Origin of the sequence: Marinococcus luteus, assembly GCF_900106595.1 — a bacterium.
GTDB lineage: Bacteria > Bacillota > Bacilli > Bacillales > Marinococcaceae > Marinococcus > Marinococcus luteus.
Window position 1 is genome coordinate 181,318 of the sequence record NZ_FNNC01000007.1, and the last position, 14,777, is coordinate 196,094.

General features: G+C 47.1%; 17 protein-coding genes. 14 read left to right on the top strand and 3 right to left on the bottom strand.

All coding sequences use genetic code 11. The features are described 5' to 3' along the window. Nucleotides 1-92: 92 nt before the first annotated feature. The 3 genes from BLV22_RS14035 to BLV22_RS14045 are packed head-to-tail and all read left to right on the top strand — an operon-like array spanning nucleotide 93 to nucleotide 2,944. The gene (locus BLV22_RS14035) at nucleotides 93-770 is read left to right on the top strand and encodes a hypothetical protein (protein WP_091616624.1); all 678 of its coding nucleotides are present in this window, start codon (nucleotides 93-95) and stop codon (nucleotides 768-770) included. Continuing rightward, entirely contained in the window at nucleotides 757-1,503 is a 747-nt protein-coding gene (locus tag BLV22_RS14040) for a pseudouridine synthase (RefSeq protein ID WP_091616626.1), read from the top strand. The genes BLV22_RS14035 and BLV22_RS14040 overlap by 14 nt, the downstream gene beginning before the upstream one ends. After that, nucleotides 1,493-2,944, top strand: a complete 1,452-nt coding sequence (locus BLV22_RS14045; protein WP_176967790.1) for a xylulokinase — start codon at nucleotides 1,493-1,495, stop codon at nucleotides 2,942-2,944. The genes BLV22_RS14040 and BLV22_RS14045 overlap by 11 nt, the downstream gene beginning before the upstream one ends. Nucleotides 2,945-2,992: 48 nt before the next feature. On the opposite strand, the gene BLV22_RS14050 is transcribed toward BLV22_RS14045, so the two are convergent. Both BLV22_RS14050 and cysK read right to left on the bottom strand, forming a co-directional pair. Further along, on the bottom strand, nucleotides 2,993-3,211 hold the full coding sequence (locus BLV22_RS14050) for a DeoR family transcriptional regulator (protein WP_091616630.1): 219 nt from the start codon (nucleotides 3,209-3,211) through the stop codon (nucleotides 2,993-2,995). Between the two features lie 428 nt (nucleotides 3,212-3,639). Next, on the bottom strand, nucleotides 3,640-4,575 hold the full coding sequence (cysK, locus tag BLV22_RS14055) for a cysteine synthase A (RefSeq protein WP_091616632.1): 936 nt from the start codon (nucleotides 4,573-4,575) through the stop codon (nucleotides 3,640-3,642). 103 nt (nucleotides 4,576-4,678) lie between these two features. On the opposite strand from cysK, the gene thpR reads away from it, so the two are divergent. The 5 genes from thpR (at nucleotide 4,679) to BLV22_RS14080 (ending at nucleotide 6,979) form a co-directional block, all read left to right on the top strand. Beyond that, nucleotides 4,679-5,221, top strand: a complete 543-nt coding sequence (gene thpR / locus BLV22_RS14060) for an RNA 2',3'-cyclic phosphodiesterase (protein WP_176967791.1) — start codon at nucleotides 4,679-4,681, stop codon at nucleotides 5,219-5,221. Between the two features lie 16 nt (nucleotides 5,222-5,237). Continuing rightward, on the top strand, nucleotides 5,238-5,606 hold the full coding sequence (locus BLV22_RS14065; protein ID WP_091616636.1) for a CidA/LrgA family protein: 369 nt from the start codon (nucleotides 5,238-5,240) through the stop codon (nucleotides 5,604-5,606). Continuing rightward, nucleotides 5,599-6,288: an LrgB family protein gene (locus BLV22_RS14070; RefSeq protein WP_091616638.1), complete on the top strand. Its 690-nt coding sequence runs from the start codon at nucleotides 5,599-5,601 to the stop codon at nucleotides 6,286-6,288. The genes BLV22_RS14065 and BLV22_RS14070 overlap by 8 nt, the downstream gene beginning before the upstream one ends. Nucleotides 6,289-6,395: 107 nt before the next feature. Next, entirely contained in the window at nucleotides 6,396-6,668 is a 273-nt protein-coding gene (locus tag BLV22_RS14075; RefSeq protein ID WP_091616640.1) for a hypothetical protein, read from the top strand. 14 nt (nucleotides 6,669-6,682) lie between these two features. Next, nucleotides 6,683-6,979 (top strand): hypothetical protein, encoded by a 297-nt coding sequence (locus tag BLV22_RS14080; protein ID WP_091616642.1) that lies wholly within the window; start codon nucleotides 6,683-6,685, stop codon nucleotides 6,977-6,979. Nucleotides 6,980-6,986: 7 nt separating this feature from the next. On the opposite strand, the gene purU is transcribed toward BLV22_RS14080, so the two are convergent. Then, nucleotides 6,987-7,856 (bottom strand): formyltetrahydrofolate deformylase, encoded by an 870-nt coding sequence (gene purU / locus BLV22_RS14085; protein WP_091616644.1) that lies wholly within the window; start codon nucleotides 7,854-7,856, stop codon nucleotides 6,987-6,989. 345 nt (nucleotides 7,857-8,201) lie between these two features. Here purU and BLV22_RS14090 point away from each other — a divergent pair, with 345 nt between their 5' ends. The 6 genes from BLV22_RS14090 (at nucleotide 8,202) to BLV22_RS14115 (ending at nucleotide 14,645) form a co-directional block, all read left to right on the top strand. Next, nucleotides 8,202-9,038: a phosphotransferase family protein gene (locus BLV22_RS14090; RefSeq protein ID WP_091616646.1), complete on the top strand. Its 837-nt coding sequence runs from the start codon at nucleotides 8,202-8,204 to the stop codon at nucleotides 9,036-9,038. A gap of 85 nt (nucleotides 9,039-9,123) precedes the next feature. Further along, the gene (trmB, locus tag BLV22_RS14095) at nucleotides 9,124-9,765 is read left to right on the top strand and encodes a tRNA (guanosine(46)-N7)-methyltransferase TrmB (RefSeq protein WP_091616648.1); all 642 of its coding nucleotides are present in this window, start codon (nucleotides 9,124-9,126) and stop codon (nucleotides 9,763-9,765) included. Between the two features lie 46 nt (nucleotides 9,766-9,811). Continuing rightward, complete coding sequence (locus BLV22_RS14100; RefSeq protein ID WP_091616650.1) at nucleotides 9,812-10,666, top strand: YtnP family quorum-quenching lactonase; 855 nt, start codon at nucleotides 9,812-9,814, stop codon at nucleotides 10,664-10,666. Between the two features lie 262 nt (nucleotides 10,667-10,928). Next, the gene (locus BLV22_RS14105) at nucleotides 10,929-11,684 is read left to right on the top strand and encodes a DeoR/GlpR family DNA-binding transcription regulator (protein ID WP_091616652.1); all 756 of its coding nucleotides are present in this window, start codon (nucleotides 10,929-10,931) and stop codon (nucleotides 11,682-11,684) included. After that, nucleotides 11,681-12,619 (top strand): 1-phosphofructokinase, encoded by a 939-nt coding sequence (pfkB, locus tag BLV22_RS14110; protein WP_091616654.1) that lies wholly within the window; start codon nucleotides 11,681-11,683, stop codon nucleotides 12,617-12,619. Before BLV22_RS14105 ends, pfkB begins: the two co-directional genes overlap by 4 nt. 13 nt (nucleotides 12,620-12,632) lie before the next feature. After that, on the top strand, nucleotides 12,633-14,645 hold the full coding sequence (locus BLV22_RS14115) for a PTS fructose transporter subunit IIABC (protein WP_091616656.1): 2,013 nt from the start codon (nucleotides 12,633-12,635) through the stop codon (nucleotides 14,643-14,645). The last annotated feature ends 132 nt before the right edge of the window (nucleotides 14,646-14,777 follow it).

Genomic DNA, 14,777 nt, shown 5'->3' on the forward strand with positions numbered 1-14,777 from the left:
TTAACAGCAACGTCTCTTTTTCAGACTGGCAGACAGAAACCGGCTTTGAGGTGTTAAAACCAGAATCATCGAAATGTATTGGAGGAACAAAAATGTTAGTAGTGGGAGCCGGGAGGCTGGCAAAGCTTGTAGCAGTGAAAAGTAAGCCCACGTCCGTCTCTGTAATGTACCGGGGCGGGGAAAAGGCCTGGATGAAGGAAACAAAAAAAGAGATTTCGCGGGTGGATGAGCTGGAGCTTCCCCGTTATCCCTATATATTTTTAGCGCTGCCCCCTGCCGGAATTAAAGATTTTATTTACTGGCACGGTCCGTATCTGGCTGAGGGAACTGTAATATACATCCCGGCAACCTCGCTTTACACTGATCAGGTGGAAGTGCCTGCCCATGTACGGAAGGCCGCAGCCAAATTTGCGGGGCATGCCGAAAGAGCCGCAGCCGGCGAGGGAGAAAATGTTTTTGTCGTTAACAGCTCCAGAAGCAGTGATCGCAAATATCTTCAAGAATGGCTGGGAGATGCATTTACAGTTATAGAGGGAAGCGAGCAGGAGGTGGAAACGGCAAATAAGGCAGCGGTGGAAGAAACGCTGCGGATGATAGTAAATCTTGAAAAACGGCTGCAGGAGCAGAACGTCTCAAAAACAGTACAGCAGGCTGTTCTCCGCCAGATTCCGGCCGGAGTTATTGAAGCTCATATGAACGGATCGCACGGAGAATTTGCTGCAGGAATTCTCGAACAGATGGAAAGAGGTGATCGGCATGAGAATGGATAAATTACTGGCGGAATTAGGCTATGGAACCCGCAAGGAAGTAAAAAAAATGCTGAAAAAAGGAGGCGTCTTTGTCGACGGGGAGCCGGTGAACAACGGAGCGGTCCAGGTGGATCCTGAAGAGCAGCGGGTCAGCGTGTTCGGTGAGGACATTCACTACACTGAATTTGTTTATTATCTAATGCATAAACCAGCAGGAGTCATCAGTGCTACAGAAGACAGCGTTCATGATACGGTTCTGGATATTTTAGAACAGGAAGACGCGGTCAGAGAGCCTTTTCCGGTGGGCAGGCTTGATATTGACACTGAAGGATTGCTTCTGTTGACTAACGACGGCAAGCTTAACCATTTTCTTACGTCACCGAAGCATGGGGTGGTAAAAATATACCGGGCGGTACTCGAACAGCCGATAGAAGAAAAGAATATTGAACATTTCAAAAAAGGTGTAAAGCTTGATGACGGCTATGTTTGTAAGCCTGCGGTTCTGCGGAGAGTGCCCGATACTCAGCGGGAAGTGTATGTGGAAGTAACAGAAGGGAAATTTCACCAGGTGAAACGGATGTTTGAGGCTGTGGGTAATGAAGTCGTTTATTTAAAAAGAGAATCATTCGGCCGGCTGTCGCTCGACGAGGATTTACTGCCGGGGGAGTATCGGGAGTTAAATGATGATGAAATTCAGCTGCTCCGGGACAGCGTCGGGGAAAAATCAGAGGGAGCAGACAGCGATGAGCTGTAGACTGCTGAGTGCAGACCTGGGAACGACGTCTTTAAAAGTAATGATACTGAACGGAGGAGGTCAGGTGGAGGGAAGTGTCTCAGAGCCTGTCCATACATATACCGATGGAGGGAATCACGAACAGAAGCCCCCAGAATGGTGGCAGACCTTTAGAAAAGCGTGCAGAACTCTTCAGAGTAACGGGATTGACCTAAACGTTGATGGAGTGGTGTGCACCGGACAGATGGAGGATTTTATCCCTTTTAAAGACGGAAGAGCAGAAACGGCCATCCTTTATTCTGATACCAGAGGAAGCAGAGAATTAACAAAAAGGCATTTGCCTCCGGATGTTGTAACAGCATTTACGGGAAACGACTGGAGAGCAACGACACCTTTAATGAAGTGGATGGCAGACGAATTCCCAGAGCAGTGGGACCAGGTACTCTTTGGTTCTAAGGATTATTTAATCTACCGTTTAACGGGCGCATCAGTCTGCGATCCGGTAAATGGCACTGTGACAGGAATGATGAACATACATACAAGGGCGTGGGAAGAAAAGCTGTGGGAAGGGAGCGGAATTTTCCGGCGTCAGCTTCCCCGTCTTTTGGAGCCCGAAGAAACAGCAGGCTATGTATTAAAGGAGGCTGCCAGTCAGACAGGAATACCAGCTGGAACTCCCGTTTACTGCGGTCTTGGGGACGGAGGCGCGGTGACTCTTGCTGCCAGTGCTCATGCGGGTAATGACGAAGGCTACGCCTACGCAGGAACAACAGGCTGGACGGCGGTGCCTGCCGATACGCTGACCGTGTCAGAAGAAGGCAGTGTGTTTCATCTGGCCGCGCCTCAACAAGGCCGGTTTATTAAAATTATGCCCCTCCTCAACATGGGAAATGTTCATCAATGGGCGGTGCATACGTGGTGCGGAGGCGACTTCGAAGCTTTTGAAAAACTGATTGCCGAGCCGGCTTCTGTGTCCGGATCGCTCTTGTTTATCCCGTATTTAAATGGAGAAAGGAATCCGGTAATTGATGAGAAAGCGAAGGGTGCGTTTATCGGCATCGACGGCCAGGTGACGCAGGCGCACATGGCCAGGGCGGTGCTTGAAGGTCTGGCTTTTTCTTTAAAGCAGACCTTTTTTCAGGCCGGCGTTACTTCCTCTACGCTATTTCTTGTTGGTGGCGGCACAAAAAGCAGAGCTTTTCGGCAGACAGTCGCAGATGTGTTTCAATGCAGAGTGCAGGTGAGTGCCGAGCAGGAGCTCCTGGCTTCATTTGGAGCAGCAGCATGCGGCTTTAGAGCTATTCATAAATGCTCCTGGGAGGAGGCAGCGCGGGCAGTGCAAAGTGTGGACGAAGAAGAAATTATTGTCGCCCCTGACGTATCAAAAAAAGAAAAATTAGAGCGGAAGGAACGCCTTTTTATCGAAGCAGCCGGAAGAATGCGAGGGCTTTTTAATACGTGAAAAAGCGCCGGGAGTTTAATTCCGGCGCCGCGCATAGATATAATCATTTCAGGAAGCTTTTACTTTTCGGGCAGTCGTCGTCCAGGCCCCTCTGGAAGGGCTGCTGACCAATTCATTGTATTCGAGCACATTCAAGTCACGCTGAATAGTGCGCTGTGTAATTCCGAATTCGTCAACCAATTCCCCGGTGGTCACCGTTCCTCTCTTTTTAATATAGAGATAGATAGACTTAATACGGGTTATCATTCGGTCGGTGGACGTTCTCAAAAAACCACTCCTTAGCCAATGAATTTATGGCACTTGAAGACATGCCCGGGACTGCGCACGTAAGTAGGAATTATATTTGATGGCTTCGACTGTTTCTGCGTCAGCTGCTCTGTAAAACTTTCTGAAAAGAAACTCAGCAGCATGTAGGATGAGAGTATTCAAAATATTTTGTAAGCGTCCCTGTAATTAATAGTTTATACTATTTATTTATATATCGCAAAATTTTTGTCGGAAAACTGTGCCATTCATCTGCGAATGAAAATAAAACACGAATGAAATTCCAGTTATAATGAAAAAATGTATGTTATTATGCTTCAAAAAGCAGAAGGTTCGATGAAACCACCTTCCTTATTTAACAGAAAGACAAATGTAAAAATTATGTAAAAAAAGACGCCTTTTTGTGTAAAGGCGCCTTTAGGAAAGGTTTTTTAGTCGTCGAACCGGAAAAGATCGGTGGATAAATACCGTTCGCCGGTATCGCAGGCAATGGCCACGACAACCTGATCCGGTGACATCTGTTTGGCTGTTTCCATGGCAGCAAAGCAGGAAGCACCGGAAGAGGGCCCGACCAAAATACCTTCCTGACCGGCGAGAGCTCTTGTAGTTTTATAGGCATCTTCATCGGTAATTTTGTAAATATGGTCGTATATATCCTGATTCAAAATTGGCGGTATAAACCCGGGACTGGTGCCGACGAGCTTATGGGGTCCGGGTTTTCCGCCGGAAAGAACCGGGGAGCCAAACGGTTCCACGACGTGAATTTGAATTTCTGGGTACAGTTCTTTTAATTTTTCACCGGTTCCTGTTACAGTGCCTCCAGTTCCGGACGCGGCAACGAAACCAGCCAGCGGTTTACCGATTTCTTTCATCGCTTCTTCAATTTCAAGTGCCGTGCTTTCCCGGTGCGCATCGGAGTTGGCTTCGTTTTCAAACTGCATAGGCATGAAGCTGTCAGCAATTGTCGCTACAAGTTCATGGGCCCGGGAAATGGCGCCAGGCATTTTCTTATCCCCAGGTGTGAGTTCTACTTCTGCCCCGTAAGCCTTCAATAGGTTAATCCTTTCCTGGGACATCGTGTCCGGCATAACCAGTATCGCCCGGTAGCCCCGCGCAGCGGCGTTCATAGCGAGGCCAATACCAGTGTTTCCTGAAGTCGGTTCTATAATAGTAGTATTTTCGTTGATTTTTCCTTCTGCTTCGGCCTGCTTCAGCATATTTTTTGCGGCCCGGTCTTTAACGCTGCCACTGGGATTTTGAAATTCAAGCTTCAAGTATACGTCCGCTCCTCCGGCTTCCGGAAGACGGTTTAATTTAACTAAAGGCGTATCGCCAACTAGTTCTGACATATTATTTGCTACACGCATGATTGTTACACATCCTTTTTCTATCATTCATTCGTATATTCTAACACATTTACAGCGCTTGTTCGTTTATAACAGCTTTAAGGTAAGGAAAGGAGAGGAAACAGTGGATAATCATTATTTTCTTGCTCTGCCGGTTCCAAAAGAGGCGAGGTCTGCCTGGGCAGATTGGGTTTCAAAGGTGAAAAATGATCTTCCTTTTAAACAGTGGGTGCACCCGCAGGATTTTCATATTACGCTCCACTTTTTTGGAAAGCTTTCTCCGGAACAGATGGATACTATCAAAAAAAGGATGAGTGAAGTGAAATTAACGTATCAGCCCAGGCTCCGACTCGATGGTGTGGGCTCCTTCGGTCCAAAAGGACGGGAGAGCGTTCTGTATACAAGAGTGCACGCAGAAGAGGGCCTGTTTTCTTTATATGAAGAATGGAAAGCCCAATTGAATGATTTGGGAATGAAGACCGAGCAGCGCCCGTACCGCCCTCATATGACCCTGGCAAAAAAGCGGGTAAAAGAGCGTGAGTTCGCATGGCCTGCCGTGCCGCTTCCGGAAGCAATATTTTTTCAGGCCGCTCATCTGCATCTTTATCGCATTCATCCAGGACGGGGTGTAAAATATGAAACAGTACATTGGACGGAATTGACTTAGTAAAAGAGGGGAAGATATGCGGTTAGTTAGAATTGTCATCCACATAGTAGTTTTGTATGTATTTTACTGGGCAGGCACCTGGATCCAGGATGTGCTGCAGCTTCCGGTCCCGGGGAGTATTATTGGTATGCTGCTTTTGCTTGCGGTTTTTGTTTTTACGGCGGCGACTCCAAAATGGCTTCAGGATGGATCCGGGCTGCTGCTTGGAAATATGCCGCTGCTGTTTTTACCGGTAACTGCCGGACTGGTAGTTCATGGAGAACTTTTTTCACTGCTTGGAGCCGGGCTGATAACCGCTGTATTTATCAGTACACTTCTTGTGATGGGAACAGGCTCATGGGTAACTCAGTACTTGTTGAAAAGAGGAGAGAGGTATCGTGAATGAATGGTGGACAACAGCAGCAGCCATTGCTGGAACGTTAGCAGTATACACTGCTTCCAAAAGGACGTACCGGTGGTTTCCTATTCCTCTAATGCTTCCAATCGTTACCGGCACCATTGTTATCATATTATTTTTATTGGTTTCCAGAATTCCGTACAACGTCTATATGAACGGCGGCCAGTGGATAGAATCACTGCTTGGGCCGGCAGTGGTGGCGCTTGCCTGTCCGCTTTATGAACAGCGGCATCTGTTAAAACGGTATCTGCTTCCAATTCTCAGTGGCATTGGGACGGGAGCCGTTATAGGTATTGTTTCCGGACTTGTGTTTACAGCGGCAACTGGGGCGTCCAGAGAATGGGCGGCCGCGGTCCTGCCTAAATCGGTAACGACACCGGTAGCAATGGATATCACAACGACACTCGGTGGCGATGCCCCTTTAGCGGCAATGTTTGTTATGGTGGCAGGTATTGGCGGGGTCGTGGTTCATGCCAGGGTAATGAACGTGGTTGGCGTGACTGACCCGGTTGCAAAGGGCATCGGTATGGGCAGCGCAGCTCATGCAATAGGAACCGCCAAGTCGCTTGAAAACAGTGAGACGGAAGGAGCTGTCAGTTCGGTAGCTATGACAGTCAGTGCTGTTATTGTTGCCTTTTTGGCTCCGCTGGCAGGGAATTTATTCCTTTAACATGAATAATGCGCAGACAATGACGATATTATAATAAAAACGGAGTTCCGCAGCTTCTTGGCGCAGACGCTGTGAAATTGCTGTGATGGGGAAGAAGGGAGAGTTGAATGGCTCAATTAATAAAAATGAAAGATTACGCTTCGCGTTATGAACAGGATTTTCTTCATCAAAACGCAGAATTTTTATCTGTCAAGCAGGCATACTGGCAACGAATGAAAACAGATTGGATGATTGCAAACAAATCGGGTCCGAAGGCACCGGAGGATGAAACGCTCGAGAAAAACAGCCGGATGGGAAAAGCAGTAAACCGGTTAAAGTGGTGGAAGCATGAAGATGAAGAAGAGGTGGAAATACACGAGAGCGATGCCTATTTATTTTAAGGTTTGTCAGTCCGGTGCTTGCATTAAAAAGAACAATGAATGTAGTGGAAGCTGTATTAAAACAAGCGGGGACAACCTTCCCCGCTCAGGCGACGGTTGTTTCTCCCGCTTGGATCATTGATAACCGTGAAATTTTATATGCCCATACAGCAGACAAACGTGAATACAAGCGGTGGATGGACAAACGCATCACCAATCCGTCCCCAGTAAAAAACCGGCAGCTTTTTTCTGCTGAAGCACTTATGGAGCAGACTGCGACCGTTTCGGTACTCCGTAGCGAGATCTACTCTCCGGACGAGTATGACGAATAAGCTGGTACTATAGAAAAACAATCGTTTTATTGTCATCAACAATAACGCGGTCTTCTGCATGCCAGGTAACGGCTCTTGCCAGCGCAATTTTTTCAGCATTGCGCCCGGTAATTTTTAAATCGTTGGCATTGTACTGGTGGTTTACCCGAAGTACATCCTGTTCAATAATCGGTCCTTCATCCAGGTCGTTGGTCACGTAATGAGCGGTAGCACCGATTAGCTTCACACCACGCTCGAAAGCCTGCCTGTAAGGGTTCGCTCCGATAAAGGCCGGAAGAAACGAGTGATGGATATTAATAATTTTTGCCGGGTAGTGAGCGACAAAATCCGGCGACAGTATCTGCATGTACCGGGCCAGGACGAGGAAATCAATTGGATACTGCTCAAGCGTACGAAGTATTTTATTTTCTGCTTCCGGCTTGGCGTTTTTCTCTATTGGTATGTGATAAAAAGGAATTTCATAGCTTTCCACCACATTTTTCAGCGTCGTATGGTTGCTGATAACACAGCTGATATGAATAGGCAGTTCTCCGGAGCGCCATCTCCACAATAATTCTGTTAAACAATGATCTTCTTTTGAGATAAAAATCGCAACACTTTTTTTGCGGTCTTCGCGCTCTAAAGACCATTCCATGTCGAAATGCTCAGCAATAGGAAGAAACTCTTCTTTTACCTGATAAAATTTGTCCGGGTACGAAGAGATGGAGAAGACAATTCTCATAAAAAAACGTCCGCCTTCCGGATCATTTGTATGCTGAGCAGAATGAATAATATTAGCACCGTGCTGGTGCAGAAAATCAGATATAGCGGCTACGATCCCCGGCTGGTCCGGGCAGGTAATCAGCAGCCGGCCATTGCCGAGTGAGCGGTCTGACATAGTAAAGTCCTCCTTCAGATAAACAGTTGCCCTGTAATAATGAACGAAATTACTATACCACTCTGAATGATGGAAAAAAAGGGGAAGTTACGAAGAGAGATTAAATAGAAGATACTCGGAAGAAGAGCAGCTGAGAGGTCGGTCACAAGTATTTTGGTCGATTGACTTATAAATTCAATGTTTGCTATTATTAAGAACGATTCGCTGTAAAATTAAAAACGTAAACAGAAACACTTTTACCCGCACGAGAAGTAGAGGAGATTATTTCATAGAGGGTATTTTATACATACAATTAAATAAAATAAGACAAGCATGGGAATAAAATATTGTTAAAAAGGATCGGCTATGAAATATTCAGACCACTATGATAGATCGAAGGTGAAAGTATTGGAACTGCTGATGGGAGACGGATGGACGATTGAACCAGCCGGTGGCTCTTCAGGAGAAGCGTACCTCGCGCGTGCCGGGGAACAAGTGTTATTTCTGAAAAGAAATTCTTCTCCATTTCTTGCTGTGCTTTCGGCAGAAGGAATAGTGCCTAAGCTGCTCTGGACAAAGCGCCAGGCTAACGGTGACGTAATTACCGCTCAGCGATGGGTTGACGGCCGCGAACTAAGAGGCGGGGATATGGATAATACACGGGTAGCCCAGCTGTTATCCAAAATTCATTCGTCTAGCGAACTGCTGGACATGTTTATGAGAATAGGAAACCATGCACGCACGCCGGAAGCAACCATCGCTGTATTAAGAGAGCAGCAGGATCAGCTTCCTTATATTACGGATTCAATGGCAGTTGCTCTCGAAGAACTTGCAGGGACCTCCGGTGAAGTCCAGCCTCCCCGTCTCGTTGTCTGTCACGGTGATATGAACCATAATAATTGGATGTTTGATGCCAACGGGGATTTGTATTTAGTGGACTGGGATAACGCCACAGTCAGTGATCCAGCACTTGATCTGGCTCTGATTTTGTATGAATACATTCCAAAAGAAGAATGGGACGGGTGGCTGCAGGAATACGGTCTTCCTTTAACCTCCCATTTACAGCGGCGGATGCGCTGGCAGATTATCAGCCACCTGCTTGATCACGCTCAGCAGGCCATACTGACGAACCGGAGAAAAGAAGCAGAGTTTTATAAAAAACAGCTTGAAGCAGTGTTGGACCGGGACTCATTGCAAATATAAAAATCCGCTGGAACGTCACTGCGTTTTCAGCGGATTTTGTATGTTAAATATATAGTTATTATATGAAGAAAGAGGGAAAAGTACGATGAGACTCCGTCATAAGCCGTGGGCGCACGAGTTTTTACAGGAACACCCGGAACTGGTGGTCACAAAAGCGGAACAGGTAAATAAAAATTGGCAAAAAAGATTCGGAAATGATCAGCCTATCCATTTAGAAGTAGGTACGGGCAAAGGGAAATACTTAAGCGACAACAGTATTAAGCATCCAGACATTAATTTTATCGGAATGGAAATGTATGAAAGTGTTCTTGCGACAGGAGTGCAGCGTGCTTTATTCAAGCAGCCGGAGAACCTTGCTTTCATTCACGGGGATGTGCGCCATGTAATGGAGTACTTTGAGCCTTCCTCGGTGGAAACTCTTTATATCAATTTTACTGATCCATGGCCGAAGAAGCGCCATGAAAAACGTCGGCTGACACACCCTGATTTTCTCGAGCTGTATAAGCAGATTCTGGTGCCCGGGGGCACAGTGCAGATGAAAACGGACAATCAGGGGCTGTTTGAATATTCTCTTGCTTCTCTTTCGACCTTTGGTTTTGCTCTGAGGAAAGTGCGTCTTCATCTCCATGAAAGTGAAGAAGCTGAAGGAAATGTGATGACAGAATATGAAGAGAAATTTTACGCGAAGGGAGAGCCTATTTACTTTACAGAAGCGGTGAGACCGTAATATGTGCGATAGGCGCTTTCTTTTATGAAAAGGAGGCACTGCTTTCATGAATCAGTTAACCATTGGTGATTATACAATTACATGGCTTGAAGGCGGAGTAACCAACATGGATGGGGGTGCTATGTTCGGGGTGGTTCCAAAACCTCTCTGGTCCAAAAAGTACCCGGTGAATGAGAACAATCAGGTGCCGATGCCGACAGACCCGCTGCTTATTCAGGGAGAGGGCAGAAATATACTGGTCGACGCAGGTCTTGGAAATGGCCGGCTCAGCAAAAAGCAGCAGCGGAACTATGGCGTAACGGAAGAATCAAATGTCGAGCAGAGTCTGAGAGAGATGAATCTTTACGCCTCGGACATTGACGCTGTATTGATGACGCATATGCACTTTGACCATGCCTCGGGGCTCGCCCGGGAAGAACAGGGGCAGAGTGTGCCGGTATTTCGAAATGCTGTCATTCATGTATCGGAAACGGAGTGGGAGGAAATGAAAAATCCAAACATCCGTTCGGAAAACACGTACTGGGAAAAAAACTGGAAGCCGGTGGCCCATCAGGTGGAGACGTTTGAGTCAGAGCTGCAGCTTACCGAAAATATACGGATGGTGCATACAGGCGGCCACAGCGCAGGAATGAGCATTATCCTGATTGAAGATGAAAGCAGCACGCTGATTCACATGGCTGATAATATGCCGACGCATGCTCACCAGAATGTGCTCTGGGTGACGGCTTATGATGACTATCCGGTGGATTCGGTGTACATGAAAGAACACTACATGAACTGGGGCTGTCAGCGTCATGCATGGTTTACGTTCTACCACGATGAAATATACCGTGCTTTAAAGTTTAACCCCTCGGGAGAAGTGATTGAAGCGGTGACCCGGGAAAAGCTGAATGGCAGCTGATGATACTTATATACCTTCAGGCACGTCTCTAAAAAGAGGCGTGCTTTTTTTCGTACTGAAATACATGACGGATTCAAAGGAGGTAAATTCCATTTCCAATCAAAAAATAAAAATAATTGATTGTTTTTGAATAAAATTGATTGATTATGATTAAGTAAGCGTGTACAATGAAGATAATCAAACAAGCAGACGCAGAAAACGATCAAAACTTTCGCAGATGCCTGTTGTTTTTACGGCGAAGTCAGAAAGGAGAGAGAAGAGGATGCTTCACACGGAGCGCAGGGAAACGATCATCGAGATTTTAAAAACTAAAGATACTGCCTCCATTCATGAGCTGGTGGAATTAACCGGTGCTTCTGAAGCAACGGTTCGAAGAGACTTATCCAAACTGGAATCTGATGAGCAGATTAAACGGATCCACGGAGGAGCTTCTCTCTCAAGGCGCCGCCGAAATGAACCAACTATCGCAGAAAAGAGCAGCGTAAATCAATGGGAAAAGAAAAAGATTGCAGAAGCTGCAGCATCCCTGCTTGAACCTGGCGAGTGCCTTTTTTTAGACGCCGGGACGACGACCCTGGAAATGATTCCTTATTTGGCGGACCGGGATCTTGTCGTAGTGACCAATGGCATACCACATGTACCGCTTTTGCTTGAAAGAGGCATTGAAACGTACGTCATCGGAGGTAAAGGCAAGCAGGGAACAGGTGCACTGGTAGGAATTAAAGCTATAGAGGCATTGAGGGAATTTTGTTTTGATGCCTGCTTTCTCGGCATTAACGGTGTTCATCCCGTCCACGGGTATACAACCCCGGATCCGGATGAAGCAGTGGTTAAGCGGACAGCGCTCGACCTTGCGGAAAGGAGCTATGTACTGGCGGATCATTCGAAGATTGGTTCCATCACGTTTGCAAACATTGGTGAACTTGCTTTAGCGGAAGTTATTACGTCGGACAGACTGCGGGACGATGAACGGACAAACTTGAAGAAATACACAGATGTGAAGGTCGTGAGTACATGATATACACAGTAACGCTGAATCCGGCGATCGATTATGTAGTAGAACTGGAAGAGTTTATTCCGGGGAGTATCCACCGCTCGAAAAATGATTTGAAATATCCAGGGGGCAAAGGCATTAACGTTTCGAGAGTGCTGCAAAGGCTCGGACAACAGTCCACTGCGTTCGGTTTTGTAGGCGGCTTTACCGGACGGTATATTGAAGAAAGCCTGGAAAAAGAAAAGATTCAAACGGATTTTGTGCAGGTGGCAGAGGACACAAGAATTAATGTCAAAATCCGCGGTGGGCAGGAATCAGAAATTAATGGAGCTTCCCCGGGTGTCTCGCGCGAAGACGTAGAAGCGCTGTACCAGAAGCTGGATGCTCTTACGGAGGAGGATGAATTAATACTCGCGGGAAGCGTTCCTTCTTCTCTTCCTCATACCATCTACCTGGACATGATGGAGCGGGTGAAAAATAAAGGAGTCCGGGTGTATTTGGACACGAGCGGAGAAGCGCTCGGCGAGGCGTTGAAAGGCCGCCCTTATTTTGTGAAGCCGAACCATCTTGAGCTGGCAGAATTGTACGAAGTGGAAGTGAGCAGTGTGGAAGACGCTGCGGTTTATGGCCGAAAGCTTTTGGAGGATTTTGATATTGAGCACGTCGTTATATCGATGGCAGGAGAAGGAGCTGTATATATTAATAAATCACAGACTCTCCATGCTTCCGTGCCAAAACAGAAAGCTGTGAACTCTGTTGGGGCAGGGGATTCCCTGGTGGCTGGGTTTGCCGCCGGAATCACGGAACGTCTGACTCCAGATCAGGTGCTGAACAAAGCAGTGGCTGCCGGAAGCGCTACAGCTTTTTCTGAAACATTCTGTACGAAAGAAGAAGTAAAAGCACTAAGTCAAAAAATAACTATTCGTTCGCTGGAAAGCGAAGAAACTAATCAAGCTTAAAGGGGTGAGCAGAATGAAAATTACTGATCTATTAAAAAGAGATACCGTGCTGCTGTCTCTCTCGTCGACAGACAAAGCCGGAGTGATTGATGAACTGGTAAACAAGCTTGACACCGCCGGCCGTTTAAATGACCGACAGGCTTTTAAAGAAGCGATTGAAAAAAGGGAATCAGAGAGTTCTACCGGCATCGGCGAAGGCATAGCCATTCCTCACGCAAAAACAAGTGCTGTGGATACGCCGGCCATTGCATTCGGACGTTCTCAGGATGGCGCGGATTATGAATCACTGGACGGTCAGCCGGCACATCTGTTTTTCATGATTGCAGCGACAGAAGGAGCGAACGAAGCGCATTTAACTACACTGTCCCGTTTGTCTACGCTGTTAATGGATGAAAACTTCCGCCAGGATCTGCTGAATGCAGAATCTGAAGACGAGATCATGGCGGCTGTGGATGCAAAAGAAAGAGACAAGCTTGGAAGCGATGAGGAAGAAGCAGAAGCCTCTTCTGCGCAGGCTGCCGGAGGAGACAGCACTACGCCGAGAATTCTTGCAGTGACTGGCTGCCCGACTGGTATCGCTCACACGTACATGGCAGCAGACGCGCTTAAAGACAAGGCAAAGGAGCTCGGTGTCTCCATTAAAGTGGAAACAAACGGTTCCGGTGGGGTTAAAAACCGCCTCACTTCTGAAGAAATCGCAAATGCGGAAGCAATTATCGTAGCGTCTGATACAAAAATTGAAATGGAACGCTTTGATGGCAAGCCGCTTTTATCCACGAAAGTTACGGATGGAATCCGTAAACCGGAACAGTTAATTAACCAGGCCGTAAACGGAGAATTTTCGAAATACAGAGGTTCTGGAAGAAGTTCTTCGTCGGATGAAGAATCAGCTTCCGCCGGCGGTGGAGGCGGTGCAAAAGCAGTTGGTAATGCTATTTACCGCCACCTGATGAACGGGGTTTCGAACATGCTGCCATTTGTTATCGGCGGCGGGATCCTTATCGCTCTTTCTTTCTTCTGGGGAATTAACTCAGCAGATCCGGAAAGTGATCAGTTTAATGGATTTGCCCAGGCCTTGAACGCGATAGGCGGACAGTATGCGTTTGGATTATTCGTAGCAGTGCTTGCCGGCTTTATCGGCATGAGCATCGCAGATCGTCCTGGTTTCATGCCGGCAATGGTCGGTGGTTTTATGGCCACACAGGGTATCCCGGGGTCTGAAGACGCAACAGCCGGTTTCCTTGGCGGTATTATCGCCGGTTTCCTTGGCGGGTATGTGGCCCTCGGCGTTAAGAAAGCACTATCAGGGCTTCCGCAGGTGCTTGATGGTATTAAAACGATTTTGTTCTATCCAGTTATTAATATTTTAATCACCGGTCTCTTAATGTACTACGTGTTTATTACGCCAATTGCGTTTCTTAACACAGGTCTTCAAAACTGGATTACCGGTCTTGGTACAAGTAACTTAGTACTTCTTGGGATTCTGCTTGGCGGTATGATGGCAATCGATATGGGCGGACCGTTCAACAAAGCGGCCTTCACCGTCGGTGTAGCCTTGATTGGACAGGGTATTTACGCCCCGCACGCAGCTGTAATGGCTGGCGGAATGGTGCCGCCGCTTGGTATCGCACTTGCGGTTACGTTCTTTAAGAACCGTTTTCCAAAAGAGCAGCGTTCCGCAGGGTATACAAACTATGCCCTTGGGTCGTTCTTCATTACTGAAGGTGCTATTCCATTTGCAGCATCCGATCCGCTTCGGGTTATTCCTTCCATCGTTACTGGTTCTGCAGTAGCAGGCGGTCTGGCCATGCTGTTCAACGTCGAACTGCTTGCGCCGCACGGAGGGTTCCTCGTGTTCTTCCTGAACGCTGTACAGGGCGGCGGAGTTTTCCTATACTTCCTGGCGATTCTGATCGGATCGCTCGTGACGATGATTATGCTGGCTATTTTGAAGAAGCCGCTGGAGCAGCCGAAAAACGAAGTACAGGATTACAAGGATTCCAAAGAGAAAAAAGAAGCATCGTAATTAATACAAAAGACAGGCCGCTCGATAGCGGCCTGTCTCAGACTGTCGACAATGGCTCTAATTTTAGAGCGTGTCGACAGTTTTTTTATGCTATGATAAAAAGAAATAGCCTGGAAAGGGGTTATGGCGCAT

Excerpts from the sequence above, each read along its gene's own strand:
- BLV22_RS14040 (WP_091616626.1), top strand. The coding sequence starts at position 757 with ATGAGAATGGATAAATTACTGGCGGAATTAGGCTATGGAACCCGCAAG.
- cysK (WP_091616632.1), bottom strand. The coding sequence starts at position 4,575 with ATGCGTGTAGCAAATAATATGTCAGAACTAGTTGGCGATACGCCTTTA.
- purU (WP_091616644.1), bottom strand. The coding sequence starts at position 7,856 with ATGTCAGACCGCTCACTCGGCAATGGCCGGCTGCTGATTACCTGCCCG.
- BLV22_RS14100 (WP_091616650.1), top strand. The coding sequence starts at position 9,812 with ATGAATCAGTTAACCATTGGTGATTATACAATTACATGGCTTGAAGGC.
- BLV22_RS14045 (WP_176967790.1), top strand. The coding sequence starts at position 1,493 with ATGAGCTGTAGACTGCTGAGTGCAGACCTGGGAACGACGTCTTTAAAA.
- BLV22_RS14075 (WP_091616640.1), top strand. The coding sequence starts at position 6,396 with ATGGCTCAATTAATAAAAATGAAAGATTACGCTTCGCGTTATGAACAG.
- BLV22_RS14090 (WP_091616646.1), top strand. The coding sequence starts at position 8,202 with ATGAAATATTCAGACCACTATGATAGATCGAAGGTGAAAGTATTGGAA.
- BLV22_RS14035 (WP_091616624.1), top strand. The coding sequence starts at position 93 with ATGTTAGTAGTGGGAGCCGGGAGGCTGGCAAAGCTTGTAGCAGTGAAA.
- trmB (WP_091616648.1), top strand. The coding sequence starts at position 9,124 with ATGAGACTCCGTCATAAGCCGTGGGCGCACGAGTTTTTACAGGAACAC.
- pfkB (WP_091616654.1), top strand. The coding sequence starts at position 11,681 with ATGATATACACAGTAACGCTGAATCCGGCGATCGATTATGTAGTAGAA.
- BLV22_RS14105 (WP_091616652.1), top strand. The coding sequence starts at position 10,929 with ATGCTTCACACGGAGCGCAGGGAAACGATCATCGAGATTTTAAAAACT.
- BLV22_RS14065 (WP_091616636.1), top strand. The coding sequence starts at position 5,238 with ATGCGGTTAGTTAGAATTGTCATCCACATAGTAGTTTTGTATGTATTT.
- BLV22_RS14115 (WP_091616656.1), top strand. The coding sequence starts at position 12,633 with ATGAAAATTACTGATCTATTAAAAAGAGATACCGTGCTGCTGTCTCTC.